At 67.1% G+C, this 23,004-nt stretch carries 8 protein-coding genes and 1 rRNA gene; 8 read left to right on the plus strand and 1 reads right to left on the minus strand.

The features are described 5' to 3' along the window. Positions 1-28 precede the first annotated feature (28 nt). From CFB49_RS30075 to CFB49_RS30105, 7 genes are all read left to right on the plus strand, one after another. Positions 29-5,641: a type I polyketide synthase gene (locus tag CFB49_RS30075; protein WP_089493175.1), complete on the plus strand. Its 5,613-nt coding sequence runs from the start codon at positions 29-31 to the stop codon at positions 5,639-5,641. Further along, a complete protein-coding gene (locus CFB49_RS30080) occupies positions 5,638-10,305 on the plus strand; it encodes a condensation domain-containing protein (protein ID WP_089493176.1) in 4,668 nt (1,555 codons plus the stop codon). Before CFB49_RS30075 ends, CFB49_RS30080 begins: the two co-directional genes overlap by 4 nt. Positions 10,306-10,362: 57 nt before the next feature. Continuing rightward, positions 10,363-14,724, plus strand: a complete 4,362-nt coding sequence (locus CFB49_RS30085; RefSeq protein WP_089493177.1) for a thioester reductase domain-containing protein — start codon at positions 10,363-10,365, stop codon at positions 14,722-14,724. Between the two features lie 865 nt (positions 14,725-15,589). Next, the gene (locus CFB49_RS30090) at positions 15,590-16,840 is read left to right on the plus strand and encodes a metallophosphoesterase family protein (protein WP_089493178.1); all 1,251 of its coding nucleotides are present in this window, start codon (positions 15,590-15,592) and stop codon (positions 16,838-16,840) included. Positions 16,841-16,843: 3 nt separating this feature from the next. After that, the gene (locus CFB49_RS30095) at positions 16,844-20,314 is read left to right on the plus strand and encodes an ATP-binding protein (protein ID WP_089493179.1); all 3,471 of its coding nucleotides are present in this window, start codon (positions 16,844-16,846) and stop codon (positions 20,312-20,314) included. Between the two features lie 120 nt (positions 20,315-20,434). Continuing rightward, complete coding sequence (locus CFB49_RS30100) at positions 20,435-20,959, plus strand: HD domain-containing protein (RefSeq protein ID WP_089493180.1); 525 nt, start codon at positions 20,435-20,437, stop codon at positions 20,957-20,959. 9 nt (positions 20,960-20,968) lie between these two features. After that, positions 20,969-21,646 carry a DUF429 domain-containing protein gene (locus CFB49_RS30105; RefSeq protein WP_089493181.1) on the plus strand — a complete coding sequence of 226 codons (678 nt, stop codon included), beginning with the start codon at positions 20,969-20,971 and terminating at the stop codon, positions 21,644-21,646. Positions 21,647-21,788: 142 nt separating this feature from the next. On the opposite strand, the gene CFB49_RS30110 is transcribed toward CFB49_RS30105, so the two are convergent. Continuing rightward, positions 21,789-22,259, minus strand: coding sequence for an ATPase (locus tag CFB49_RS30110; protein ID WP_089493182.1), 471 nt, complete (start codon positions 22,257-22,259; stop codon positions 21,789-21,791). A gap of 617 nt (positions 22,260-22,876) precedes the next feature. Here CFB49_RS30110 and CFB49_RS30115 point away from each other — a divergent pair. Next, positions 22,877-23,004: ribosomal RNA gene (locus CFB49_RS30115) — 16S ribosomal RNA — on the plus strand; the annotation flags it as partial.

Below are 23,004 nucleotides of genomic sequence, written 5' to 3' on the forward strand. Positions count from 1 at the left end.
CGTTCCGCGAACGTCTGGAGTGGTACACATGATCGAGTCCAATCGCGCGCCCGCCGCGCCCCTTACACCCGTGAAGCAAGCGTTGCTGAAGATCGACGCGCTGCAACGCGAACTGGCCGAAGCGCGCAGCGCGATGAACGAACCGATCGCCATCGTGGGCATGGGCTGCCGCCTGCCCGGCGGCGCGGATTCCGCCGACGCGCTCTGGTCGATGCTCGCGGACGGGACCGACGCCGTCGGCCCCGTGCCGGCCGACCGATGGACCGATGCGATCTACGATCCGCGGCCGGGCCGGCGCGACACGAGCTACAGCCGGCATGGCGGGTTCATCGACGACGTCGATCGTTTCGACGCGGGATTCTTCGGCGTGTCGGAGCGCGAGGCGCCGCACATCGATCCGCAGCAGCGGCTGTTGCTCGAATGCACGTGGCGTGCACTCGAAGATGCCGGCTTTTCGCGGGAAACGATCGCGTCGTACCGAACCGGCGTGTTCGTCGGCTCGTCGGTCGACGACTACGCGCGCGTCAGCGAGAGCGTAGCGGGCGACGCGCTCAGCTATGCGCAGACGTCGCTCGGTACCGCGCGGCCCTTCGCGGCCGGACGCATTTCCTACCTGTTCGGATTTCATGGGCCGGCGTTGCATCTCGACACCGCGTGCTCGTCGTCGCTCGTCGCCGTCCATCTGGCTTGCCATAGCCTGCGGACTCGCGAGTCCGATGTCGCATTCGCGGGCGGCGTGAACCTGATGCTGTCGCCGGAGATGACGATCGCGCTGAGCGAGCTTCAGGCGCTGTCGCCGAGCGGTCGCTGCCGGACGTTCGACGCGGCCGCCGACGGTTACGTGCGCGGCGAAGGCTGCGGCGTCGTCGCGCTGATGCGGCTGTCCGATGCGCGGGCGCAGGGCAGGCCGATCCGGGCGGTGATTCGTGGCTCCGCCGTCAATCATGACGGGCGCAGCAACGGAATGACGGCGCCGAACGGCCGTGCGCAACGCGACGTGATTCGCGAGGCGCTCGAGCATGCCGGCGTATCGCCGGCCGATGTCGACTACGTCGAGGCGCACGGCACCGGTACGCCGCTCGGCGATCCGATCGAGCTGCGTGCGCTCGAGGATGTGTACTGCCGCGACACGAATCGCAGCGGCGACCTGTACGTCGGCAGCATCAAGACGAATATCGGGCACCTCGAATCGGCCGCCGCGGTCGCCGGGCTGATGAAGGTCGTATGCGCGCTGCAGAAGGGTGAACTGCCGCGGCACCTGCATTTCGATACGCCGACCACGCACGTCGACTGGCATGCGAACGGCATTCGCGTCGCGACCGAGCATGCGGCGTGGCCGTCGTCCCGACCGGGCCGGCGAGTGGCTGCGATCAGCTCGTTCGGCATGAGCGGCACGAACGCACACCTGATCGTCGAAGCATGGCAGGAGGCGCGCGCAGCGGAGCCCGACGCGGACGTCGCGCTGGCCGGGCACGCGCGTCACGACATCTGGCCGTTGTCCGCACACACGGCGCCGATGTTGAAGCAAGCGATCGAAGACTGCGCGGCGCACGTGCGGGCAGACGCGTCGCTGGCGCCCGACGCGGTCGCCAGCGCGCTGCGTCTCGCACGCGACAGCCATCGGCATCGCGTGGCGATCGTCGCGGATTCGCGCGACACGCTGCTCGATGCGCTGTCGGACGCGGCGCGGGCCATGACGGTCCGGAGCGGCCAGCCCGGCGGCGTTCGCGACCGGCTTGCATTCCTGTTTACCGGACAGGGCGCGCAGCGCGCCGGGATGGCTCGGCAGCTCTATCGGGATTTCGCGCCGTTTCGCGACGTATTCGACGCATGCGACAGCCATATCGAGGCGCAAGGAGAACTGTCGCTCGTGGACGTGCTGTGGGGCGACCATCAGGACCGGATAAACGAAACGCGTTACACGCAACCTGCGATGTTCGCGCTCGAAGTCGCGCTCGCGCGCTTGTGGATGCACTGGGGCGTCGTGCCCGATGTCGTGATGGGCCACAGCATCGGCGAGTACGCGGCTGCCTGCATCGCCGGCGTGTTCTCGATCGAGGACGGCTGCCGCCTCGTGATGGCGCGCGGGCGTTTGATGGATACGCTCACCGCGCCGGGCCGCGCGCTCGCGGTGTTCGCAAGCGTGCGTCACGTGGCCGATGCCGTGCGCGACTACCCCGGACGCGTCGCCATCGCCGCGGACAACGCACCGGAGAGCGTGCTGGTGTCGGGCGACCCCGACGCAATCGAGTCGATCGAGCGGCTGTTCGCGTCGCGCGGTATCGCGACGAAGGCGTTGGCGGTATCGCGTGCATTCCATTCGCCGCTGATGGAGCCGATGCTCGTCGAATTCGGCGCCGTCGCGGCGAGCGTGCGGTATCGCGCGCCTGCGATTCCGATCGTGTCCAACGTGACGGGCCGGTTCGAGGTCGAACGCCTGTGCGATCCCGCGTATTGGGTCGAACATGTCCGGGCCACGGTGGCGTTCCGCGCGGGTGTCGACACCCTGCTCGACGACAGGGTGACGACGGTCATCGAGATCGGGCCTGGCAAGACGCTTTCGAGCCTCGTCACCGCGTGCATGGCGGAGCGGACGGATCATGGCAACGTGATTGCGCTGCCGTCGATGAACCATGACGGGCGCGAGACCGAGCAGTTGTTGCGTGCATTGGCACATGTCTATATGTGCGGGCGTCGTGTCGACTGGCATGCATACGAGCGATCCCGAACCGGTGCGCCGATGCGGCAAGCCGCGCGCCGCGGCGTGCTGCCGCCGTATCCGCTCGAAGCGCGGCGTTACTGGGTGAATGCGCGGGAGCCGGCACAAAGGGCGAACGTGCTGACGAGCGCAACCAGCGCGCGTCGGACCGCCGGTCGTGGCGTGCTGGGCCGGCGTCTCGCGATTCCGGCATTGGATCACCTTCGCTACGAGAGCGAGGTATCCGATCGGCATCTGCCGTTTCTGGGCGGGCATCGCGTGCACGGGCAACTCGTTTTCCCGGCGGCAGGATTCGTCGAGGCGCTGCTCGATGCCGCATCGCGGCGCGATGGCGGCGACGCGGAATCCGCGAACGGCCGCTGGCTCGTCGCGCATGCAGTGTCGTTCGATAACGCGCTCACGCTGGAGCCCGGCAGCGCGGTCACGTTCGGCACGGTCGTGCACGCGGGAGACGCCTCGCGTCCGGGAGAAGAAGGCGCACGGATCGACATTCATGCCTGTCACGACACGGCTGCTTCCAAACCCGAATGGACGCTGCAGTGCGCCGCACGGATCGGGACGGTACACGGTGTTCCCGACGTGCCGGCACTCGACGAATGGCGCGCGCAATGCGGCGACGCGTTGCCGGTCGACGGTTTCTACGAGCGCTTGCAGGCAACGGGCCTCGAATATGGCGGCGCATTTCGCTCGATTCGCGTGCTGTCGCGGGGCGGCGACGTGGCGCTGGCCCGAATCGAAATGGAGCCGGACGGCACGGATGACCTCGTCCGCATCGTTCATCCGGCGCTGCTCGACAACGCGTTTCAGACCGTCGCGGGCGCACTGTGGGATGCGGAGCTGAACACCGCCTTCGTGCCGATCGGCATCGAACGGATCGCTTGCATGCCGATGCGCGGCATGCGTGCGGCGTGGTGCGCGGTGCGGGCGCGGGTGAAGCGCAGCCTTGCTACCGCGGATCTCTGGTTATACGACGACGCGGGCGGCTGCGTCGCCGTCGTCTCCGGATTGCGGCTGATGGCCGTCGATCCTAGCCGATTTCAGCGGGTCACGCCGCCTGTCGCACTGAATACGCTCGTCTGGCGCCCGCTTGCGGTCACACACGAAGCGACCGACGCACGCGCGAACTTCGTGCTGATCGGCAACGGTTCCGTGACGGACACGATGCTGGCGCACGCATGTGAAGAGACAGGCAACGCGTGTGCGCGCGCGGCGCTGCCGGTGGACGACCTGTCCGACGACGATGCAGGTGCCCAGCGCATTCGTGCTGCGTTCGACAACGACGCCCTCGCCGGCCCGAATGCACGACGTACCGTGTTGCTCTACGTGTGGCCGTCGATAGACGACGCGGAATCAAAAGACGAACTCGCCGCGGTTGGCGCAGCTTACCGGCGCTTCGCGAACATCTGGCGCGAAGTGCAGTCGATCCGCTGGCCGCAGGGCATGCCGACCGTCTGCATCGTGACCCAGGCGGCGCAGCGCGTGCCTGGCATCGACGTGCGCGTGTCGCCGTTTCAGGCGGCCGCCTGGGGCGTCGCCCGCAGCCTGATGCACGAGAGCGGCGACATTCCGGTGTGTGTGGTCGATCTGCCGGCGCTCGATGCGACGTCTTGCGCGAGCGCGCTGACCGCACTGGCGGGCACCGCGGCGACCGGCGAGACGCAGTTCGTGTCGCATGGCGACACCGTATACGTCCCGCGGCTCGTCGCACGCGACGCCGGCGCGGCGCAATCGCTGGCGCACGGTGCCTATCTGGTGACGGGCGGGCGCGGTGCAATCGGTACGCGGGTGATCGAGCAGCTGATCCGGAATGGCGTGCCGAAGATCGTGTCCGCCAGCCGCCAGGTACCGGTCGACAGCGAACGCGCACGCCTGGCATCGATCGCCGATGCGCACGGCACGATCGTCGAATTCGTGGCGGCCGATGTCGCGTCGGCCGCCGACATCGACGCGCTCGTCCATGCGCTCGAAGCGGATTCCGCGCATCCGCTCGTGGGCGTCCTGCATGCGGCGGGCACGCTTGACGACGGCCTGCTCGCGACCCAGCCGATGACCGACGTATTGAAGGTGCTCGCGCCGAAGGTCGCGGGAACGTTGAATCTGCATCGTGCGACCGCGCATCTGCCGCTGCGGCACTTCGTGTCGTTTTCGTCGATCGTGGCCTGCATCGGCTCTCCGGGCCAATGCGCATACGCCGCCGCGAACGCCTATGTGGACGCGCTGACGGCGTTGCGCAACCAGGACGGCTTGCCCGGGCACACGATGAACTGGGGCCTGTGGGGCGGCAACGGGATGGTCGATCAGCTCGACGCGCGGCAACTGCGCCGCATCGCATCGTTCGGTCTCAAGCCGATCGAGCCGGACGTCGCACTGCGCGTGTTCGACACGCTGGTCGCCGAACCGGACGGGCAGACCCAGATCTGGAACGTGGAAGTCGATACGCTGATCAAGCGCAGCCCGAGCCGGGCGATGGCGGCGCTGTTGTCGGAACTCGTGCCGTCAGCGCCGCCAGCGAATCGCCCGGCCGGTACCGGCCCTGGTTTGCGTGAGCGCATCGCGGGGTTGCCGGACGACGAGCGCATGCAATTGCTGCGTGGACACCTGATCGACGCAATCGCCGCGACCCTGCATACGTCGAGCGAACGGATCGCGCCGGATATCCCGCTGATCGAGCTCGGGCTCGATTCGCTGATGGCCGCGGAATTCCGCAATGCATTGCGCAGCGAGCTGGGCGTCGATATTCCGTTCGGGCGATTGCTCGAAGGCGCGACCGTCGACGACGTCGTGCGCACGATCATGGCGACGCTCGACCGCAGCGAGTCGCGGGCGCCCGACGGAACACCGCCATCGCGCGCCGCGGACCGGATCGACGTGGTGTCAGGAGAAGCGACGTTCGGCGTCGAAATGGAAGGAGGAGAGCTGTGAGCTCGATCGAATTCATCAACGAACTGGCGGGGCGCGGAATCGAGCTCTGGACCCAGGACGGCAAGTTGCAATACAAGGCGCCGAAGGGCGCGGTGACACCTTCGCTCGTCGAAGAGCTGAAGACCCACAAGGCGACGCTCATCGCGCTGCTCGAGCAATTTGCGGGAACGGCAGGCACCTACCCGCTCTCGTTCGCGCAGAAATCGCTTTGGTCGCTGCATCAGCTCAATCCCGACAGTGCGGCGTACAACGTGACGTACGCGACGCGTATCGACGACGATGTCGACATACCCACGCTGCGCCGCTGCGTCGATTACCTGATCGCACGCCACCCGATCCTGCGCACCGCGTACCGCGTGATCGATGGCGAGCCGCGTCAGCAGGTAGGGTCGCAAGCGCGCGCCCGGTTCTCGGTCGATCGCGTGTTCGCGGCCGACGAAGCCGCGATCCGCCGGTGGATCGACGAAGAGTCGAATCGCCCGTTCGACCTGACGCAATCGCCGATCCGGCTCAAGGTACTGTTGAACGAGCGGGAGGGCGCCGACGCGATTCGCGCGGTGCTGCTGTTGAACGTCCACCACATCGCCGCCGACTTCTGGTCGCTCGAGATCCTGCTCAACGAGCTTCGTACGCTCTACCGTCTCGCCTGCGCGGGCGAGCCGCTGAAGTTGCCGCCTCTGCCGGTGCAGTACAAGGATTGCGTCGAACACGAGCGCGCACGGCTCGACGGCGCGGACGGCGAGCATCTCGCGGCATTCTGGCGGCGCGAGCTGGCACACGGATTTCCGGTGTTGAGCCTGGCGACCGACCGGGTGCGCCCGCCGCGCAAAACCGAGCATGGCCGCGTGTACGACCGGTCGCTCGGCGCGACGCTATCGCAGCAGGTGCGCGACACGGCCCGGCTGCTGCGCGTGACCCCGTACATGCTGCTGCTCGCGGTCTATCAATTGCATCTTCACCTTCACACCGGGCAGGCGCGCTTGATGATCGGCGCACCGACTTCCGGGCGCAATGCGCCGGGCAGCGAGCGCGTGGTCGGTCATTTCGTGAACACGGTCGTGCTCGCGTGCGAAGTCTGGCCGGACGATTCGTTCGACGATCTGCTGCGGCGCACGCGCGAAATGATGCTGCGCGTGCTCGACCATCAGGATTATCCGTTCCCGTTGCTGGTCGATGCGCTGCGACCGGCGCGCGATCCGAGCCGGTCGCCGATCTACCAGGTGATGTACAACTGGAACCAGGCGCGCGGCGATTTCGCCGCCGAAGGCGGGACCGGCGTGCCGTTCTATCGTGAGCGTCTCGCCGCATCGAGCACCGGTACGCGTGGCGCGACACACGACCTGACGCTCAACGTACAGGATCTCGGCGACGAATATCTGACCGCCTGGACGTTCAATACGGATCTGTTCGACGACGAAACGATCGAGCGATTCGCGAGCCAGTATGCGCATCTCGTCGAGCAGGTGGTGGCTGACACCAGCCGTTCTCTGCACCGGTACACACTCGCGACGGCACCGATCGACGATGCGCGAAGCCGCATTGCCGCGGCCGACGCGTTCGTGCGACGCGCGTCCCATGCCGAATCCGAGATGCAGCGGGATGCCTCGCGCGTGGTCTGGCAATTCGACCATCGCGCGATCGGTGACGGCGAGGTCCGCGATGCGGTTCGCGCCGTCCGTGCGCAACTGGATGCCATCGGGATCGGTGCCGGAAAACGTGTCGAACTCCAACTGCACAGTGTCGCCGAGCGCGCGGTCGCGTTGCTCGCGATCCGCGCCGTCGGCGCATGCTATACGGTGTCGGGCGACACGGCCGACGCAGTGTGCCGCGGCCGCAGCGACGGTTGGTCCGGCTGGGAGATCGACGCGATCGACGTCGTGCGTGCGAACGATGTCGCCGCGCGCAACGACGGCGTTGCGGCCGGCAAGGTGTCGGCGGTCGAGCCGCTGCTCGACTATGTCGGTCAATTGCTCCATCTCGACGCCAACACAACGGCGCTCGTTCCGCACGGCGCGCATGACTGGCTGTCGGCAGCGGCACTCGCCCAAGTCGTGCTCGTCGGCGGCACGGCTCGCCTGTCCGAGCAGGCCGCCATCGGCGCGCTCGCTTCCGGCGACCCGGCGATCGCGACCATCGCGTACGCGGAACTCGACCGATTGCTCGCGGACGGCCCGTCGCTCCTCCTGCCGTCCCTTCTGTTGCAACGTGCCGATGTCGCCGGCATGGGGCGGGCACGCGCGCTTGTCGCGTACGGCGAGCATCCGCACACGTTGAAGTCGTTCGCCGCGGCCAACCGGATACCCGCTGCGGCGTACTTCGTCCCGGTGCAGCGCGCGGACACCGGCTCGGCGCTGTGTGCGTTCACGGCCGCGCCGGACGGCTGGCCATTGCTGGCGCCGTCGTATCCGGGACGCGTTGCGTTCGCACTCGGATCGTCCGGAACTTTCGCCGACGATCGTCAGGCCGGAGAACTGCATTTCTTCGACGGCGCGTCGATCCGCGCGTCGGGCGCGGGAGCTGCACTCGAAACCGCCCCCCCGGACAGAACGCTGATACCCACTGGCGTGTCGGTCGTCCGCCGTGGCGGCGACCTGCTGTGCGCGGATCCTTCGTCACGGGTCGCGCGTCACCGACCCGTGCCGATCGAGATCGGCACGGTCGAGCAGGCCATCTCCGCGATTCCCGGCGTGGCCGCCGTTGCCTGTGCGTGCGTCGTTCGGGAGTCGCAGGAAATGCTGGTTGCCTATCTCGTCGCGGACGACGGTCACGTGGATGCACATGCACTCGAAAACGCCGTTCGTTCGGCACTGAAGCATGCGTTGCCGGACGCGATGCACCCTGACGCGATCATGGTGCTCGACCGGCTGCCGCTCGACGCAAGCGGCGCACTCGACGCAGGCGGGCTCCCGCTGCCACGCGCAAGCGAGCGGGCCGGCCGTCGCGCGTCGACCGACGTCGAACGCAAACTCGCCGCGATCTGGGCCGACGTCCTCGGCCAGCCGTCGGTCGGCGTCGACCAGGATTTCTTCGAATTGGGCGGCGATTCGATTCTCGCCGCGGTCATCGTATCGCGGGCCGCGCTCGACGGCATGTATTTGAAGCCGCAGGACATCTTCCTGCATACGACCGTGGCGAGCCTGTCGACGGTGGTGCGCGAGACGCCGGGTCTCGATGTCGATCAAGGGCCGGTGCAGGGCGAGGCGGTGCTCGGTCCGGCGGCGCAATGGTTCGTCGAGCGCGTCGACGTCGATCGTTCGCACTTCAACCAGGCGCTGCTCGTTCCGCTCGGCGAGACGCCCGATGCGAGCATCATGACCGAGGCGATCCGCGTCGTCATGCGTCATCACGACGTGCTGCGCTCCCGTTTCGTCGCGCATGGCGACGGAATGCGGCACGTGTTTGCCGGCGACGGCGGTTCCGACGCCGTCGATTTTGCGATCGTCCCGTGTATCGACTCGGCCGGCCGGCATTGCGAACGCATGTGGCGTGACGCGATCGACGCCGCACAGAGCAGCCTCGACCTCGAGGGCGGCCGGCTCATGGCGGTCAGGTGGCTCGAGAGCACCAGCGTGTCGAGCAGCCGGCTGTTGATCGTCGTTCACCATATGGCGATCGATGGTGTGTCCTGGAGCATCCTGCTGCAGGATCTGGCCGATTGCTATTTGCGGTTGCGCGCCCGCACGGCAGCGGCGTTGCCGCTGAAGACGAGCTCCGTGAAGGCTTGGGTCGACCAGTGGCTCGCGCTGGCGCAGGGCGACGCGCTCGACGACGATCGTCTCTACTGGCGCAACGTGAACGCACGGGTGCGCGACGTGCTGGGCGGGCCGAAACGGGTGGCGCTGATGCGTCACGGGCTGACCTCGATCGTCCAGCATGCTTATCAGGAATCGTCGCTCAGTTGCGCGATCACGCTCGATGCGGATCTGACGCACGCGTTTCGAACCACGGCGCCGCGTGCCTATGGCACCGACGCGAACGACCTGCTCGTCGCCGCGTTGCACGCGGGCTTCCATGCATGGAGCGGCAGCGATGCGTTGCTGGTGGACGTCGAGGGGCACGGCCGGGACGCGCTCGGCGACGCGATCGACCTGAGCCGCACGGTCGGCTGGTTCACGTCGATCTATCCGGTCTTGATCGACACGCCGGTCACCGCCGCGGATCCGTCGGCGCTCATCAAGTCGGTCAAGGCCCGACTGCGCGAGGTGCCGCGCAAGGGCGCGAGCTATGGCGTTCTGCGCTATCTCGACGCGACATCGCAGGCCGGCGCCGACGCGCTGACGTCGTTTCCGCGCGCACCGATCCTGTTTACCTATCTCGGTCAACTGGAGCAATTGTCGGGGCCGTCGTCGCCGCTGTACGGCGGGCCGCCCGAACCGGCGCCGGGCATCCGCAGCCCCCGCCAGCGGCGCACGCACCTGTTGGACGTCGTCGCGTACGTGTCGCGCGGCAGGCTGACCGTGGAGTCCAGCTTCTTCGGGGTGCCGGGCGTCGACGAAAGCATCGGCTGCCTCATGTGCCGCGTCGAAGAGGCGCTGACGATGCTGATTCGTCATTGCAGCGCCGACGGGGTGGGCGGTCTGACACCCGACGACGTTCCTCAACTCGATGTCGATCAGGACGCGCTTGACGCGCTGCTGGAAGAAATCGACGCACTCGAGCGCTGAACGCGACGGCGCGCGATACCGCGCGTTCGTCGAGCATGACCGCACCAGGAATCCAGGATGACCCGAAACGTCGACACCATTTACCCGCTCACGCCTCTGCAGCGAGGCATGCTTCACCATTCGCGACTCGATCCAGCCTCCGGCATCTACGTCGAGCAATTTTCCTGCGTGTTGCATGGCCCCCTCGATCTCGAGCGATTCCGCGGCGCGTGGGAAGCGGTCGTGCATCGCCACGACACACTCAAGACGCTGTTCATTCGCCTGCACGAAGAGAATCCGCTGCAGGTCGTTCGGCATACGGTCGGATTGCCGTTCGAGGTGATCGAATGGCGTGATCAAGCGGCCGACGAGCAAGCCGATCGATTCGAACATCTGCTGGCGAGCGACCGTGCACGCGGCTTCGATTTCAGCGTCGCGCCGTTGATGCGCGTCACACTGATCCAGCTCGGTCACGAGCGCCACCGGTTCCTGTGGACCTATCACCACGCGATCCTCGACGGCTGGTCGATGCCATTGCTGCTCGGCGAGGTTTTTCAGCGTTATTCCCGCCCGGATGCGCCGCTTCCCGCAATCGCGCGGGACTATCGCGACTACGTTGCGTGGCTGCGCACACGCGATGGCGACAGTTCGCTCGACTATTGGCGCGATCTGTTGCGCGGCTATCGCAGGCCGGCAGGATTCGCGCCGTCGGTATGTCCTTCGCCGGCGAACGATGCCGCAGGCGGCGCCGACACGCGCCGCAGGTTGTCGGTTCGAGCCGAGACGATGCCGGCCGGATGGATGGAAACGGCCAGCCGCGCATGCCGCGTCGCCCGGGTGACGCTCAATACGCTGTGCCAGGGTGCATGGGCGGTGCTGCTTGCGCGCTACGGCGGTTGCACCGACGTCGTCGGCGGCATCGTCGTATCGGGACGTGCGGCAGAAGTGGACGGCATCGAACGCATGGCCGGCCTGTTCATCAACACGCTGCCGTGGCGCGCGACGCTCGACGGCGAGCTCGATACGGCCGACTGGTTGCGGCGCTTGCAAGCCGATACGCAGAGGCTGGAACAGCATGCGCACAGCGCACTCACGGACGTATTGAAATGCAGCGAAGTGCCGCGCCAGCAATCGCTGTTCGAAACGCTTTACGTATTCGAGAACTATCCGGGCCGGGATGCGTTCGACCGGCTCGCGGCGAGTTGCGGGTGGCGGATCGACGACCCGCGCGCCGTCGAGGAAACGAGTTATGCGTTGGCGCTGGTCGTATTGCCGACGGATACCTTGACGTTTCAGTTGACCTACGACACGGCCCGATTCGACAAGGCATTCATTGAACGCATGGCGTCGCAATACCGCAGACTCCTCGAAGCGCTGGTCGACGCGATCCCGCGAAAAGTATGCGATCTCGTGCTCGACGCGCGATCGTCGACGGGTGCCGGCGGTGCGCCCGACGCATCCGCACACGCATCGATGGGCGACGCGACGTTGTCGGCAGATATCGCCGCGCATGCCGCTCGCACGCCGGATCGAATCGCCTTTTCCCGACTGGACGGGCGCGAATCGCCGGGTGGCGCGCACGGCGTCACCTATGCAACGATTGCCGATCGCGTGCAGCGTGCCGTTCATCAATGGCGGCGTTTCGGTTATCGGCCGGGCGAGCGCGTGCTGATTGCATGCGATGACCCCGTCTCCGGGCTGGTGTTGCTGCTGTCCGGGCTAACGTATGGCGTCGATTGCGTGATGACCGACCCGAATCTGCCGTCGTCCGCATTCGATGCGCTCGTCGATGGCAGTTGGTCGCCGGAACCGCTGCGAAGTTGCGTGACGACCGCGCAGCATACGCCGTTGACGGGCGTCATGTGCTACGTATTCGACGAGCAGGACCCGATGTACGGGCAAATCGACGGTGCGCTCGACGATCGTTCGGATCCGGCGCTGGGCGCCTGTTCGTTGCTGCGGCGCGATGTGGACGGCGATTGGCATGTCGTGCGCTATACGCATGCTCAGCTTGTCGAAGCCGCGCGCGCGTTCGGAGCGACGTTACCGGCCGGTGCATCGCGCGATGTTGCGCTGGGCGACGGGCCGCTGTCGCATACGGCGTTGTGGACGGTATTGGGTGCACTGGGTGCCGGGCTGTCGCTGCACCAGATCGCGTGCGCCGGCGATCCTGCGTTTCTGCGGCGAGCGGCGTCGCCGGATGCGCACTGGCACGGTATCGTCCTCAGTCCGGAAGCGACGCGTCATATCATCCGCGCCTCCTCGATGCTTTCGGCCGGTGCGCTTCGCACCGACTGGGTCATGGCCGATGCACGCTCGTTGACGCGTGAGGATGCCGCGAGACTCGCCGAGCTCACACCCGGCGCGAAACGCTTCCGGCAATTGTGCTGGCCTGCGTGGTCGCTCCCGCATGCGGTTTCGTCGGCCGATGGATTCGATCGCGTCGAATCGGGCGTGGTATCGGCAAATGAATCCGTGTTCGTCGCCGACGCCCATCTGAACCCGGCGGGTGGGGACGCGCTCGGTACGCTCGTCGTGTCGGGGCACTCGGTGCCCGATCTGATGTTGCGCAACAGCAAGCCGGACCGGGACAGCCTGACCGTCACGCGCAACGGTACGTGGTTGCGCACGACACTGGACGCGTGGCGGACGGAGCATGGCTGTCATACGTGGCTGCCGGACCGAAGCGCGTGTTCCGACGAGACGACGGAGCACTGGCTCGAATTCGAAGCCGACGTTGCACGGCAGGCGGGTGTCGATGAGGTCGCGCTCGTGGAGCGGATCGCCGAAAGCGGACAATGGGACTATGCGCTGTTCCATCAGGACGCGACGGCCGACGCCGCGGACATCGTGCGCCGACTGGCCGGGCAGCGCGGCATGCCGGCACTGTCCGCCGGCGCAATCGTCTCGCTCGCTGCCCTGCCGCGTTCCGCGAAAGGAAGGATCGACCGCGTCCGGCTGCTTTCCGGTGACGTCGAGGTTCGCCAGCATGGTCGCCATGCGGCACCTCGCGATCTGGTGGAAACGGCGATCCACGACATCTGGAGCGTGTTGCTCAAGCAGCCACGCATCGGCATTCACGACAATTACTTCGATCTCGGCGGGGATTCGCTGCAAGCCACCGTGATGCTGTATCAGGTCGGCGAGCGGCTTCAGCACCCGATCGACATGGAAACGCTGCTGGCCGCGCCGACGATTGCCGGCCTGGCCGCCAGTGTCGCGAATGGCAATGTGCGTCGCGATACGCCGGCCGTCGATTTGCCGGGGGAAGCGCGGCTCGACCCGACGATCGAGACACATCGACCGTATGCGTGGCGCCCCTACCGCACGGTATTGCTCACGGGCGCGACCGGATTCCTTGGCGTGCACCTGCTTCATACGCTGCTCGCGACGACCGATGCACGCGTGATGTGCGTGGTCCGTGCCGACGATCCGGCTGCAGGCGTACGACGCATCGAGGCCGCGATGCAGTCGCACGGCTTGTGGGATGCGCAGCACCGAGATCGGATCGTTGCCGTGCCGGGCGATCTTGCCGAACCGAACCTCGGCTTGTCGGCGGCTGCATTCGACGCGCTCGCACGTGAAATCGATGCGATCTACCACAACGGTGCGCTGGTCAACTTCGTTTATCCGTACGCGACGCTGAAGCAGGTCAACGTGCTGGCGACCCAGGACATCGTCAGACTGGCGAGCCTGCATCGCGTGACGCCGATTCACTACGTGTCCACGGTCGGCACGCTCGACCGTTATTCGGATGCGTTGCCGGAAACGCTCGCGGTGCCGTTCCACGAACACCTGACGAGCGGCTATGAACAGAGCAAATGGGTCGCCGAGCAGTTGCTCGCGCAGGCGCACGCGCGCGGCGTTCCCGTCACGGTCTATCGTCCGGCGCGGATCGTCGGGCATGCGGTGAGCGGGCGGATGAACCTGGACGATCTGTTCTGTCGGTTGATCAAGGGCATCATCCTGTTTGGAAAGGCGCCGCGCGACGTCGGGTTCGACAACATCCTGCCCGTCGACGTCGTGAGCCGGATCATCGTACGCGCGTCGCTCGACCCGACTGCCGCGGGGCAGGGCGTGCATGTGATCAACCCGCGCTGGAACTCGCTGGACGCGCTGGTCGATTTCATCGAAGACGAAGGCTTCGCGATCGAACGGATGAGCTACGACGCGTGGCTCGCGGCATTGGCGGAGCATGTTCGGCAGGACCCGGCGCATCCGCTTTCGATGCTGATTCCGGTGCTCAAAAAATTGAATCCCGTTGCGGATCCGACGGTCGGGCGCATTCTTCCGATCGACGTCACCCAACTGAAGCGGCTCGCGGGCGACGTGCTCGCATCGAGTCTGCGTCCAGCCAACGACTGGTTGCGCACGTTCTTCGACTACTTCTACGAAGACGGTTTCCTCGAGCAGCCGCATGAAAGGCTGGTCACCGCATGAGCGGCAGTTCGCCGGTGCGACCGGGCGCAAGACGATGATCTGAAGTCGGCGCCGCCGGGGCGCGACGACCGACCTCGTCGAATGGTCGATGCCGGGAAGGCGGACCGCCGCCGTCCCGGTTCCCGCTTCGCCCGAAAGCAATGCGTTGCCGTCTTCCGAGTCGAGCGGGTCGAGCCGGCATCGAAACGGTATCTGCCGACCGTGTTCGCGGATCGTGTGCGGTTGTGAAGTGACGGGCTTCGACGGTGCGCGTGCGCAGGGTCGCCCGGCGGCCACGCGTCCATCGGTGAAAAAATACCTCCAGCAAACATCACCGAAACGCCACGCTCGATCAATCCCGGATCGACGGGCGACCCCTGCCCAATGCACGTGCGCCATGCTTAAATAGCAGGGCCCCCGCCCGCCGGCCACCGCGATGGCAGCGCCGGCCGGCACGGGCTGGCAGGTCCGATCGATACCCGTGACGACAGACGATACAAAAGTGCCGTTCCGGCCCGCCCGGCGCGTTCCGATAACATTCCGAGGCATCACGTCATGACCATTCGCGCGATCGGACGATCGCGCGGCCATCATTTCGAGTGCTGCCCATTCTTCAGCGGCGCGGTATCGCTGTCGCTCGCTCGTGCTGCGGCACAATGTCGGTTCGCGTCGGTATCGCGTGCTTCCCCGCCATCCGGACCGACGGAGAATGCCATGTCGTTACCCGCTTTCAGGTACCATCCCGACCCGCTTGCAGCGGGCAGCATGATCCGGTCCGGCGCGTGTCGCATGTGCGGCGGCAAGCCCGGCGGCTACCGGGACGACGCTTGACGGCCCGGCCCGTGCGAGCGGCGTCGCCCGTTCGCCATGAAACAGAGGAACCTTCGTGAAGTTCATCCACGCGGCAGACATTCACCTTGACAGCCCGTTGCACGGCCTGAGCGCGTATCCCGACGCGCCGGCCGCGCAGTTGCGCAACGCGTCGCGCGAGGCGTTGCGGCAACTCGTGGATCGTGCGATCGAAGAGGAAGTCGCGTTCCTCGTGATCGCGGGCGACCTGTACGACGGCGACTGGAAGGATCACAACACCGGCATCTTCTTCGGCCAGCAGATGGGGCGCCTGCGCAAGGCCGGCATTCGCGCGTTCGTCCTCGGCGGCAACCACGATGCCGAAAGCGAGATGACGAAGAAGCTGACGCTGCCCGACAACGTCACCGTGTTCGGCCACCGCAAGCCGGAAACCTTCAGGCTGCCGGAATTCGACGTCGCGCTGCACGGGCAGAGCTTCAAGGACAAGGCCGTCGTCGACAATCTCGCGATCGGCTATCCGGACCCGGTGCCCGGGTACTACAACATCGGCGTGCTGCACACGGCGCTCGAAGGGTATGCGGCGCACGCGAACTATGCACCGTGCACGCTGGCCGAACTGCATGCGAAAGGCTACGACTACTGGGCGCTCGGCCACGTGCACGAATTCCAGCAATGGACGGGCCCGTCCACCGTCGTGTTTCCCGGCAACCTGCAGGGACGTCATATCCGCGAGACCGGCCGGCGCGGCGCGGTGCTCGTGACGGTCGAGCAAGGCAACACGCAGGTCGAACGGCTGTATCTCGACGTGCTGCGTTGGGAAGCCGTGTCGGTCGATGCGTCCGATTGCCTGTCGGTGGCCGATCTGTCGCGAAAGATCGGCCAGTCGCTGGAGGCGCTGTTGACCGTCGACGGCCACGTGCCGCGCGCGGTGCGCGTCACCGTCAACGGGCGCACGCCCGCGCACGGCCTCTTTTTCGGCCGCGCGCCGCAGTTGCGTGCGGAGGTGCTGAACCAGATCGGCATCATCGGCAACGAGCGGCTGTGGCTCGAGAAGGTCCGGCTCGCGACGTCCGCGGCTGACCGGCAGCCGGGCGAAAGCGAACCGCTCGAAGCGCTGGAGGACCTGAAGCAGATCCTGGCCGATGCCGCGCACGATCCGGATTTCCTCGCGCTGCTCGAACGCGACCTGAAGCCGTTCGTCGGCAAGGTCCGCAGCGACGTGAAGGAGGACGTGCCGTTGCTGACGATGGCGCGCGCGGGCGAGCTGACGGCGCTGGTCGAGCAGGTCGGGCCCGCGTTGCTCGCGCGGCTGGCGAGGGGGGAGTAAGCGATGCGCATCAGCCAGCTCGATCTGATCAAGTACGGCAAGTTCACCGACGAGACGCTGCGTTTCCCGCCGGCCGGCGAGGATTTCCATGTGATCGTCGGGCCGAACGAGGCCGGCAAGTCGACGATCCGCACGGCCGTGTCCGAGTTGCTGTTCGGGATGAAGCTGCAGACGCCGCTCGACTTCCTGCACAGCACGCCCGAATTGCGGATCGGCGGCGTGCTGGAGAGCGGCGCGGGCGAACTCGCATTCCACCGTGCGCGCGGGCGCAGTCCGTTGCGCACGCCTGCCGACGACAAGCTGCCCGACGACTATCTGGCGGCGGTCCTGGATGGCGCGACGCGCGAATTCTTCGAGCAGATGTTCGGGCTCGATCACGGGCGGCTGGTCGATGGCGGCCGCAGCATTCTCGACGCATCGGACAAACTCGGTCAGGTGCTGTTCGAATCGGCTGCTGGAGTCGGCAGCCTCGGGCCGGTGCGCGAGGAGCTCGACGCGCGCGCGCTCGAATTGTGGGCGCCGCGTCGCAGCGGCAGCGCGTTTGCGCTGGCCGAGGCGGCGTTCAACGAAGCCGTGGCCGAACTGAAGACGGTCCAGGTGCGCACGCGCGACTGGGTCGATCGCAAGGACGCGCGCGAAGCGGTCGAGCAGCAGATCGAGCAGGCGCGCGCGGAACAGCGCCGACTCGAAGCGCTGCGCTCGAAGCTCGAACGCGTGCGGCGGCTCGCGCCGTACCTGAAGGAACTGGCGGTCAAGGACGCGGCGCTGACGGAATTGGGCGCGGTCGTCGAGTTGCCGCCGACCGCGTATGCGGATCTGCTGAAGGCGCAGGGCGATCTCGCGGCCGAGCAGAAGGTGCTCGAGGAACGGCGCGCCGACTTGCTCGCGAAGCGGCAGGCACGCGATGCGATTGTCGCGGACGCCGACACGCTGGCGCTCGAAGCCGATATCGAGGCGCTCGATCGGCTGCGCGGCGCGTGCATGAATCACGCGCAGGATCTGCTGCTGCTCGGCGCGGACGTCGAGCGGCACCTGTCCGCCGCGTCGTCGACGGCCGCGCAGCTCGGCTGGCCAACGGACGAGGCGTCGCTGCGCGCCGCGTTGCCGACGGCGCTGTCGCTGAAGACGGTCGCGAACCTGCTGCGCGAGCACGGTGCGCTGCACCAGGCGCTCGCCGGCGCGCGCGAATCGCTCGACGAACGCACGCGCGAACTGGTGCAGGTCCGCGAACAACAGGCGCGCCTGTCGACCGTCGACGTGCCGGAAGCGTTGCGCGCGGCGCTGGCCGATGCGCAGGGTTTTCGCAACAGCGGCCCGCGCGAGCAGGCGCTCGCGCACGACATCGCGGCTGCCGAACGCACGCTGTCCGGCGCGCTCGACGCACTCGGCCAATGGCGCATGCCGGTCGATGCGCTGCGTGCGCTCGACGTGCCGTCGGCGGCGCGGCTCGCCGCGCTGCTCAAGGAAGACAGCGAGCGCGCGAGCGCGGCCGCTGCCGCGCGCGACGCGCGGGACGGCGCGCTCGAAGAGCTCGAACGGCTTGAGTTGCAGGAAAAGCATTTCGCGGAGAACCACAAGGTCGTCACGACCGCCGACGTGCTGGCGGCGCGCGCGCGTCGCGACGGCGCATGGGGCGATGTCCGCAGCGGTGCCGTCGATCTCGCGACGGGCGCGCCGGCGGTCGACGACGCGATTCGTCTCGCCGACGAGCTCGTCGATGCGCAGCTCGGCGCGACCCAGGCCGCGGCGACGCTGCAGTCGCTGCGTCAGCAGGTCGAATCCGCGCGCGCGGGCGTGGCGCGCCGGCAGGCCGCGCTGGACGAACGCGAGCGCGAACTCGCCGCGCATCGAGACGCCTGGGCCGCGCTCGCGACGGCGGCCGCGGTGCCCGGCATGCCGCTCGCGGCGATGAGCGACTGGCTGGCGAAGCGCGACGCGGTGTTCGCCGCGCAGGCCGATCTCGATCGCCAGCGCCGCGAATTCGACACGATGCGTGCTGTCCGCGCCGACGCGGAAACCGCGCTGCGTTCGGCGCTGCTGACGGTATCGCGGGGCGGCGAGTCTGACGGGCTGGCCACGCTCGTCGCCGTCGCCGAGACGTTCGTCCAGTCGGCCGAGAAAGCGGCCGCGCAGAAGGACAGCCTCGACGATCGCGCGCGGGAAGCCGAACGCGGATGCGCGACCGCACGATCGCGGGTCGACCACGCGCAAGCCGCTTACGACGCGTGGCAAGCGCAATGGCGCGACGCGCTGGCCGACGCGAAACTGTCCGCGAGCGCGACGACGCTGGCCGCGGCGGAAGGGGCGCTCGGGCTCGCGAACACGGTGACGGTCGAACTGGCCGATGCCGACGCGCCGCGCAACCGGATCGCCGCGATCCGCGCGGAGCTGAGCGCGCTCGAGGCCGGCGCGCGGCGGCTTGCCGAAGCGCTCGCGCCGGAATGGCTGGCGAGCGGCGACTGGCCGGACGTGGCGCGCCGGCTGACGATGCGCCTTGCGGCCGCCAGGGAAGTCGCGCGGGCGATCGATCGTGCCGACGAGGCCGTGCGGCAGGCCGACGCCAAGGTCGCGGACGCGGCCGCCGCGGTGGCGGGCGCCGATGCGCGCATCCAGCCGCTGCTGCAACTGGCCGGCGTCGCGTCGATCGACGCGGCGCTGCCGTTGGCCGAGCGCTCGGATCGGCAGCGCCAGCTTCGGCAGGCGGTCGATGCCGCGCACGAAGCGCTGGTGCGCGACGGCGACGGGCTGTCCCGGTCCGCCGTCGAGGCCGAGGTGGCGGAACAGGACATTGCCGACGTGCCCGCGCATCTCGAAGCGGTGAAGCAGTCGCTCGGCGATGTGGGCAAGCGGCTGAACGAGCTGGCGCAGCAGCAGGTCGTGGCCGACCAGGCGTTCGGCGCGATCGACGGCCAGGCGAATGCGGCCGTCGCCGAGTCGAAACGGCAGGAGGCGCTGGCGGCGATGGGCGACGCGGCCGAACAGTATCTGGAGGCAGCCACGGCGAGCCGCTTGCTGAAGTGGGCGACGGACCGCTATCGCGACCAGAAGCAGGGGCCGATGCTCCGGCGGGCGGGCGAGATTTTCGCCGGGCTTACGCTGGGCGAATTCGCGAAGCTGACCGTCGATACCGAGCGGACGCCGCCCGCGCTGTATGCGAGGCGCACGAGGGGCACGTCGGTCGAGGTCGCCGGGCTGAGCGAAGGGACGCGCGATCAGCTGTTCCTCGCGCTGCGGATCGCGGCGCTGGAGTTGCAGCTCGGCAGCCGCACCGCACTGCCGTTCGTCGCCGACGACCTGTTCATCAATTTCGACGACGCGCGCGCGAAGGCGGGGCTCGATGCGCTGCGCGATCTGTCGACGCGCACCCAGGTGCTGTTCCTGACGCACCACGACCACCTGCTGCCGCTCGTGAGGGACGTATTCGGCGCGCGGGTCAACGTGGTCGAGTTGCAGCGCGCGCCGGCCGGCGCGTGATGCGGAGTACGCTGGCGTGCCGGCGCGCGCGAAGGGTCATCGCGTACAGGTAGTATGAGCAGTTCCGAAACGCATGCGGCCGGGTCAACGGTCGCGGGTCTGGCCACACGAGGGGGGAATATGAAGAAGCTGGTAGCCGCGATTGCGTTCGCGGCGGACAAGCATCGCAATCAGCGGCGCAAGGACGAAGAGGCGTCGCCGTACATCAATCATCCGATCGCGCTCGCCGACGTGCTCGCCAACGAAGCCGGCGTCGAGGACGAACGCGTGATCGTCGCGGCGGTGTTGCACGACACGGTCGAGGATACGGAGACGACCGAGCAGGAGTTGCTGCGGTTGTTCGGCAAGGACGTGGCGGACATCGTGATGGAAGTCACCGACGACAGGTCGTTGCCTAAGGAGGAGCGCAAGCGTCTGCAGGTCGAGCACGCGGCCACCATCAGCCGGCGCGCGAAGCTCGTGAAGCTGGCCGACAAGATCTGCAACCTGCGCGACATCGCCCGGCACCCGCCCGCGGACTGGCCACTCGAACGCAAGCAGGCGTACTTCGACTGGGCGAAGTCGGTCGTCGATCCGATGCGCGGCGTCCATCCCGGTCTCGAGGCGATCTTCGACACCGCGTACGCCGCGCGGCCGGCGGACTGACGCACGCGCATGCGATCGGCCCGATCCGCCGCGCGGCAAGCGGCTGCCGTGGCGGGTGTCGACGTCGGCGGCGACAGGAAGCTGTGCGATCTAGTGATCCTGTGTGGATCGACGGTCGTCTGCCGGGAGGAGCGGATCGCACCCGAGTCGCTGTCCGCTTTGTGTCTCGCTCATGACGTTGTCGCCGTCGGCGTCGACGCGCCGAGCCTGTGGTGGACGGGGAGCGGCCGCCGCGCGGCCGAACAGGCGCTCGCGCGTGAACGGATCTCGTGCTTTCCGACGCCGTCGCGGGAGCAGGCCGTCGCGAGCACGTCGGGCTTCTTCGACTGGATGTTCATGGGGGAGCGCGTCTACCGCGCGCTCGCCCACGCCTATCCGTTGCTGACCGACGCGCGCTACGCGGGCGGACGCGTGAGCTTCGAAACCTATCCGTATGCGATTACTTGCGCGATGCTGGGCAAGGCCGTGGCGTCGGCGAAGCAGAAGCGCAACCAGCGCCGGCACTTGCTGGAGCGGCTGGGCATCGACGTATCGACGCTGCGCTCCGTCGATGCGCGCGACGCGACGCTGTGTGCGTTGACCGCGCAATACGTGATCGACGGGAACGCGCACGCGTACGGCGATGCGGCGGGCGGATACATCCGTGTGCCGATGATGAGCGAGACGATCGTGCTCGATTCGCCGTAGGAGTGGCGTGCCGCTCCGCGCGGGATGGCGATCGCCGGGCGTTTCGTGGGGGGCGGCAGGCCCGGCGACGTAGAGGTCAGCTAGCGACTGTCGGCGGGCGTGGCGCGATGCTTCTGCACCGCGCGATCCCGGGTAGGCCTGTTCAATCCTCGAGGATGGATTTCGGCACGCTGGACAGGTCGCAGGCTTGCGCGTGGTCGAAGTAGCTGTCCGCATCGTCGATCATCACGACCGCGACGTCGATCAGCTCGTCCAGCCGTTGGAGCAGCGATTCGCGCCACTCGATGTCTTCGTCGCGTTCGGGCGCCTTGTCCAGTTGCTCGATGATCGAGTCAGCCGTCTGCAGGAACGGAATGGCCTGCTGATAGTTTTCGATCGAGACCAGCGCCGCATTGCGTGCGCCGACGAGCCGCTCGCGATGCGTGTCCGCCAGTTCGGATTCGCCGCTGATGCGCGGCAACATGTCCGAGATGCGTTGCAGAAGCTGCGGCACCCGTTCTTCCAGCAGGATCGCGCGCTCGCGCAGTGCCGCATATTCGTCGCGAAGGTCGCTGTCGCCGGATTGAGTCGTGCTGTCCATCATCAATATGAGTGCGTGGTTCGGTCGCGGCATGATACTCGACCGCGCCAGCTTCTATGCCCGTTCCGCGTTCGGTTCTCTTATATAGAAGGAAAGAGCCGCCTTCGTCATATCTTTGGAGGACGGCGCGCGTTGCGTTTCACGGCCCGTCGAGCCAGAAGCCTCCGTGCGCGTCAGCGCCCGGAGGCTTTTTCAAACTTTCTTCACAAAGAGCTTGCGCGGATGGGGGCAGGTGCTTAGAATCACGCCTCTTTCGCGCTAACGGAAACACGGCGCGGGAGGAAGGGAAGCAGTGTTGTCGGGGTTCGGGATGTAGCGAGCCTTGGCGGCGCAGGAAGATGGCCCGGCAGTCGCAACGAAGTCGTTCAGAAAGTTGTTGACGAACTGCGAAACACGGTTCATAATCTCGTTTCTCTGCTGCTGAAAACGCAGCGCTGCCGGGAAACACGAAGTTCCTCGCAGAATGCTCTTTAAAAATTAACAGCCGATAAGTGTGGGCGCTTGATGGTAGCGAGCTGATCCTCGGATCAGATAGCAAAAGTATCAAGAGTCTCACACTAAAGTAAGTCAGGTTTATGAAGTGATTCATATTCCTGTCAGCTTTGAGTGAGCGACCGGTTCTTAACTGAACCGAAAACAGTAACAGGTTTAAACTGAAGAGTTTGATCCTGGCTCAGATTGAACGCTGGCGGCATGCCTTACACATGCAAGTCGAACGGCAGCACGGGTGCTTGCACCTGGTGGCGAGTGGCGAACGGGTGAGTAATACATCGGAACA

It is taken from the genome of Burkholderia sp. AU17457 (genome assembly GCF_002223255.1).
In the GTDB taxonomy this organism is placed as follows: domain Bacteria; phylum Pseudomonadota; class Gammaproteobacteria; order Burkholderiales; family Burkholderiaceae; genus Burkholderia; species Burkholderia sola.

Bases quoted from the DNA above. Each gene is read 5' to 3' on its own strand.
- CFB49_RS30095 (WP_089493179.1), top strand. From the start codon at position 16,844: ATGCGCATCAGCCAGCTCGATCTGATCAAGTACGGCAAGTTCACCGAC.
- CFB49_RS30100 (WP_089493180.1), top strand. From the start codon at position 20,435: ATGAAGAAGCTGGTAGCCGCGATTGCGTTCGCGGCGGACAAGCATCGC.
- CFB49_RS30085 (WP_089493177.1), top strand. From the start codon at position 10,363: ATGACCCGAAACGTCGACACCATTTACCCGCTCACGCCTCTGCAGCGA.
- CFB49_RS30105 (WP_089493181.1), top strand. From the start codon at position 20,969: ATGCGATCGGCCCGATCCGCCGCGCGGCAAGCGGCTGCCGTGGCGGGT.
- CFB49_RS30075 (WP_089493175.1), top strand. From the start codon at position 29: ATGATCGAGTCCAATCGCGCGCCCGCCGCGCCCCTTACACCCGTGAAG.
- CFB49_RS30110 (WP_089493182.1), bottom strand. From the start codon at position 22,259: ATGCCGCGACCGAACCACGCACTCATATTGATGATGGACAGCACGACT.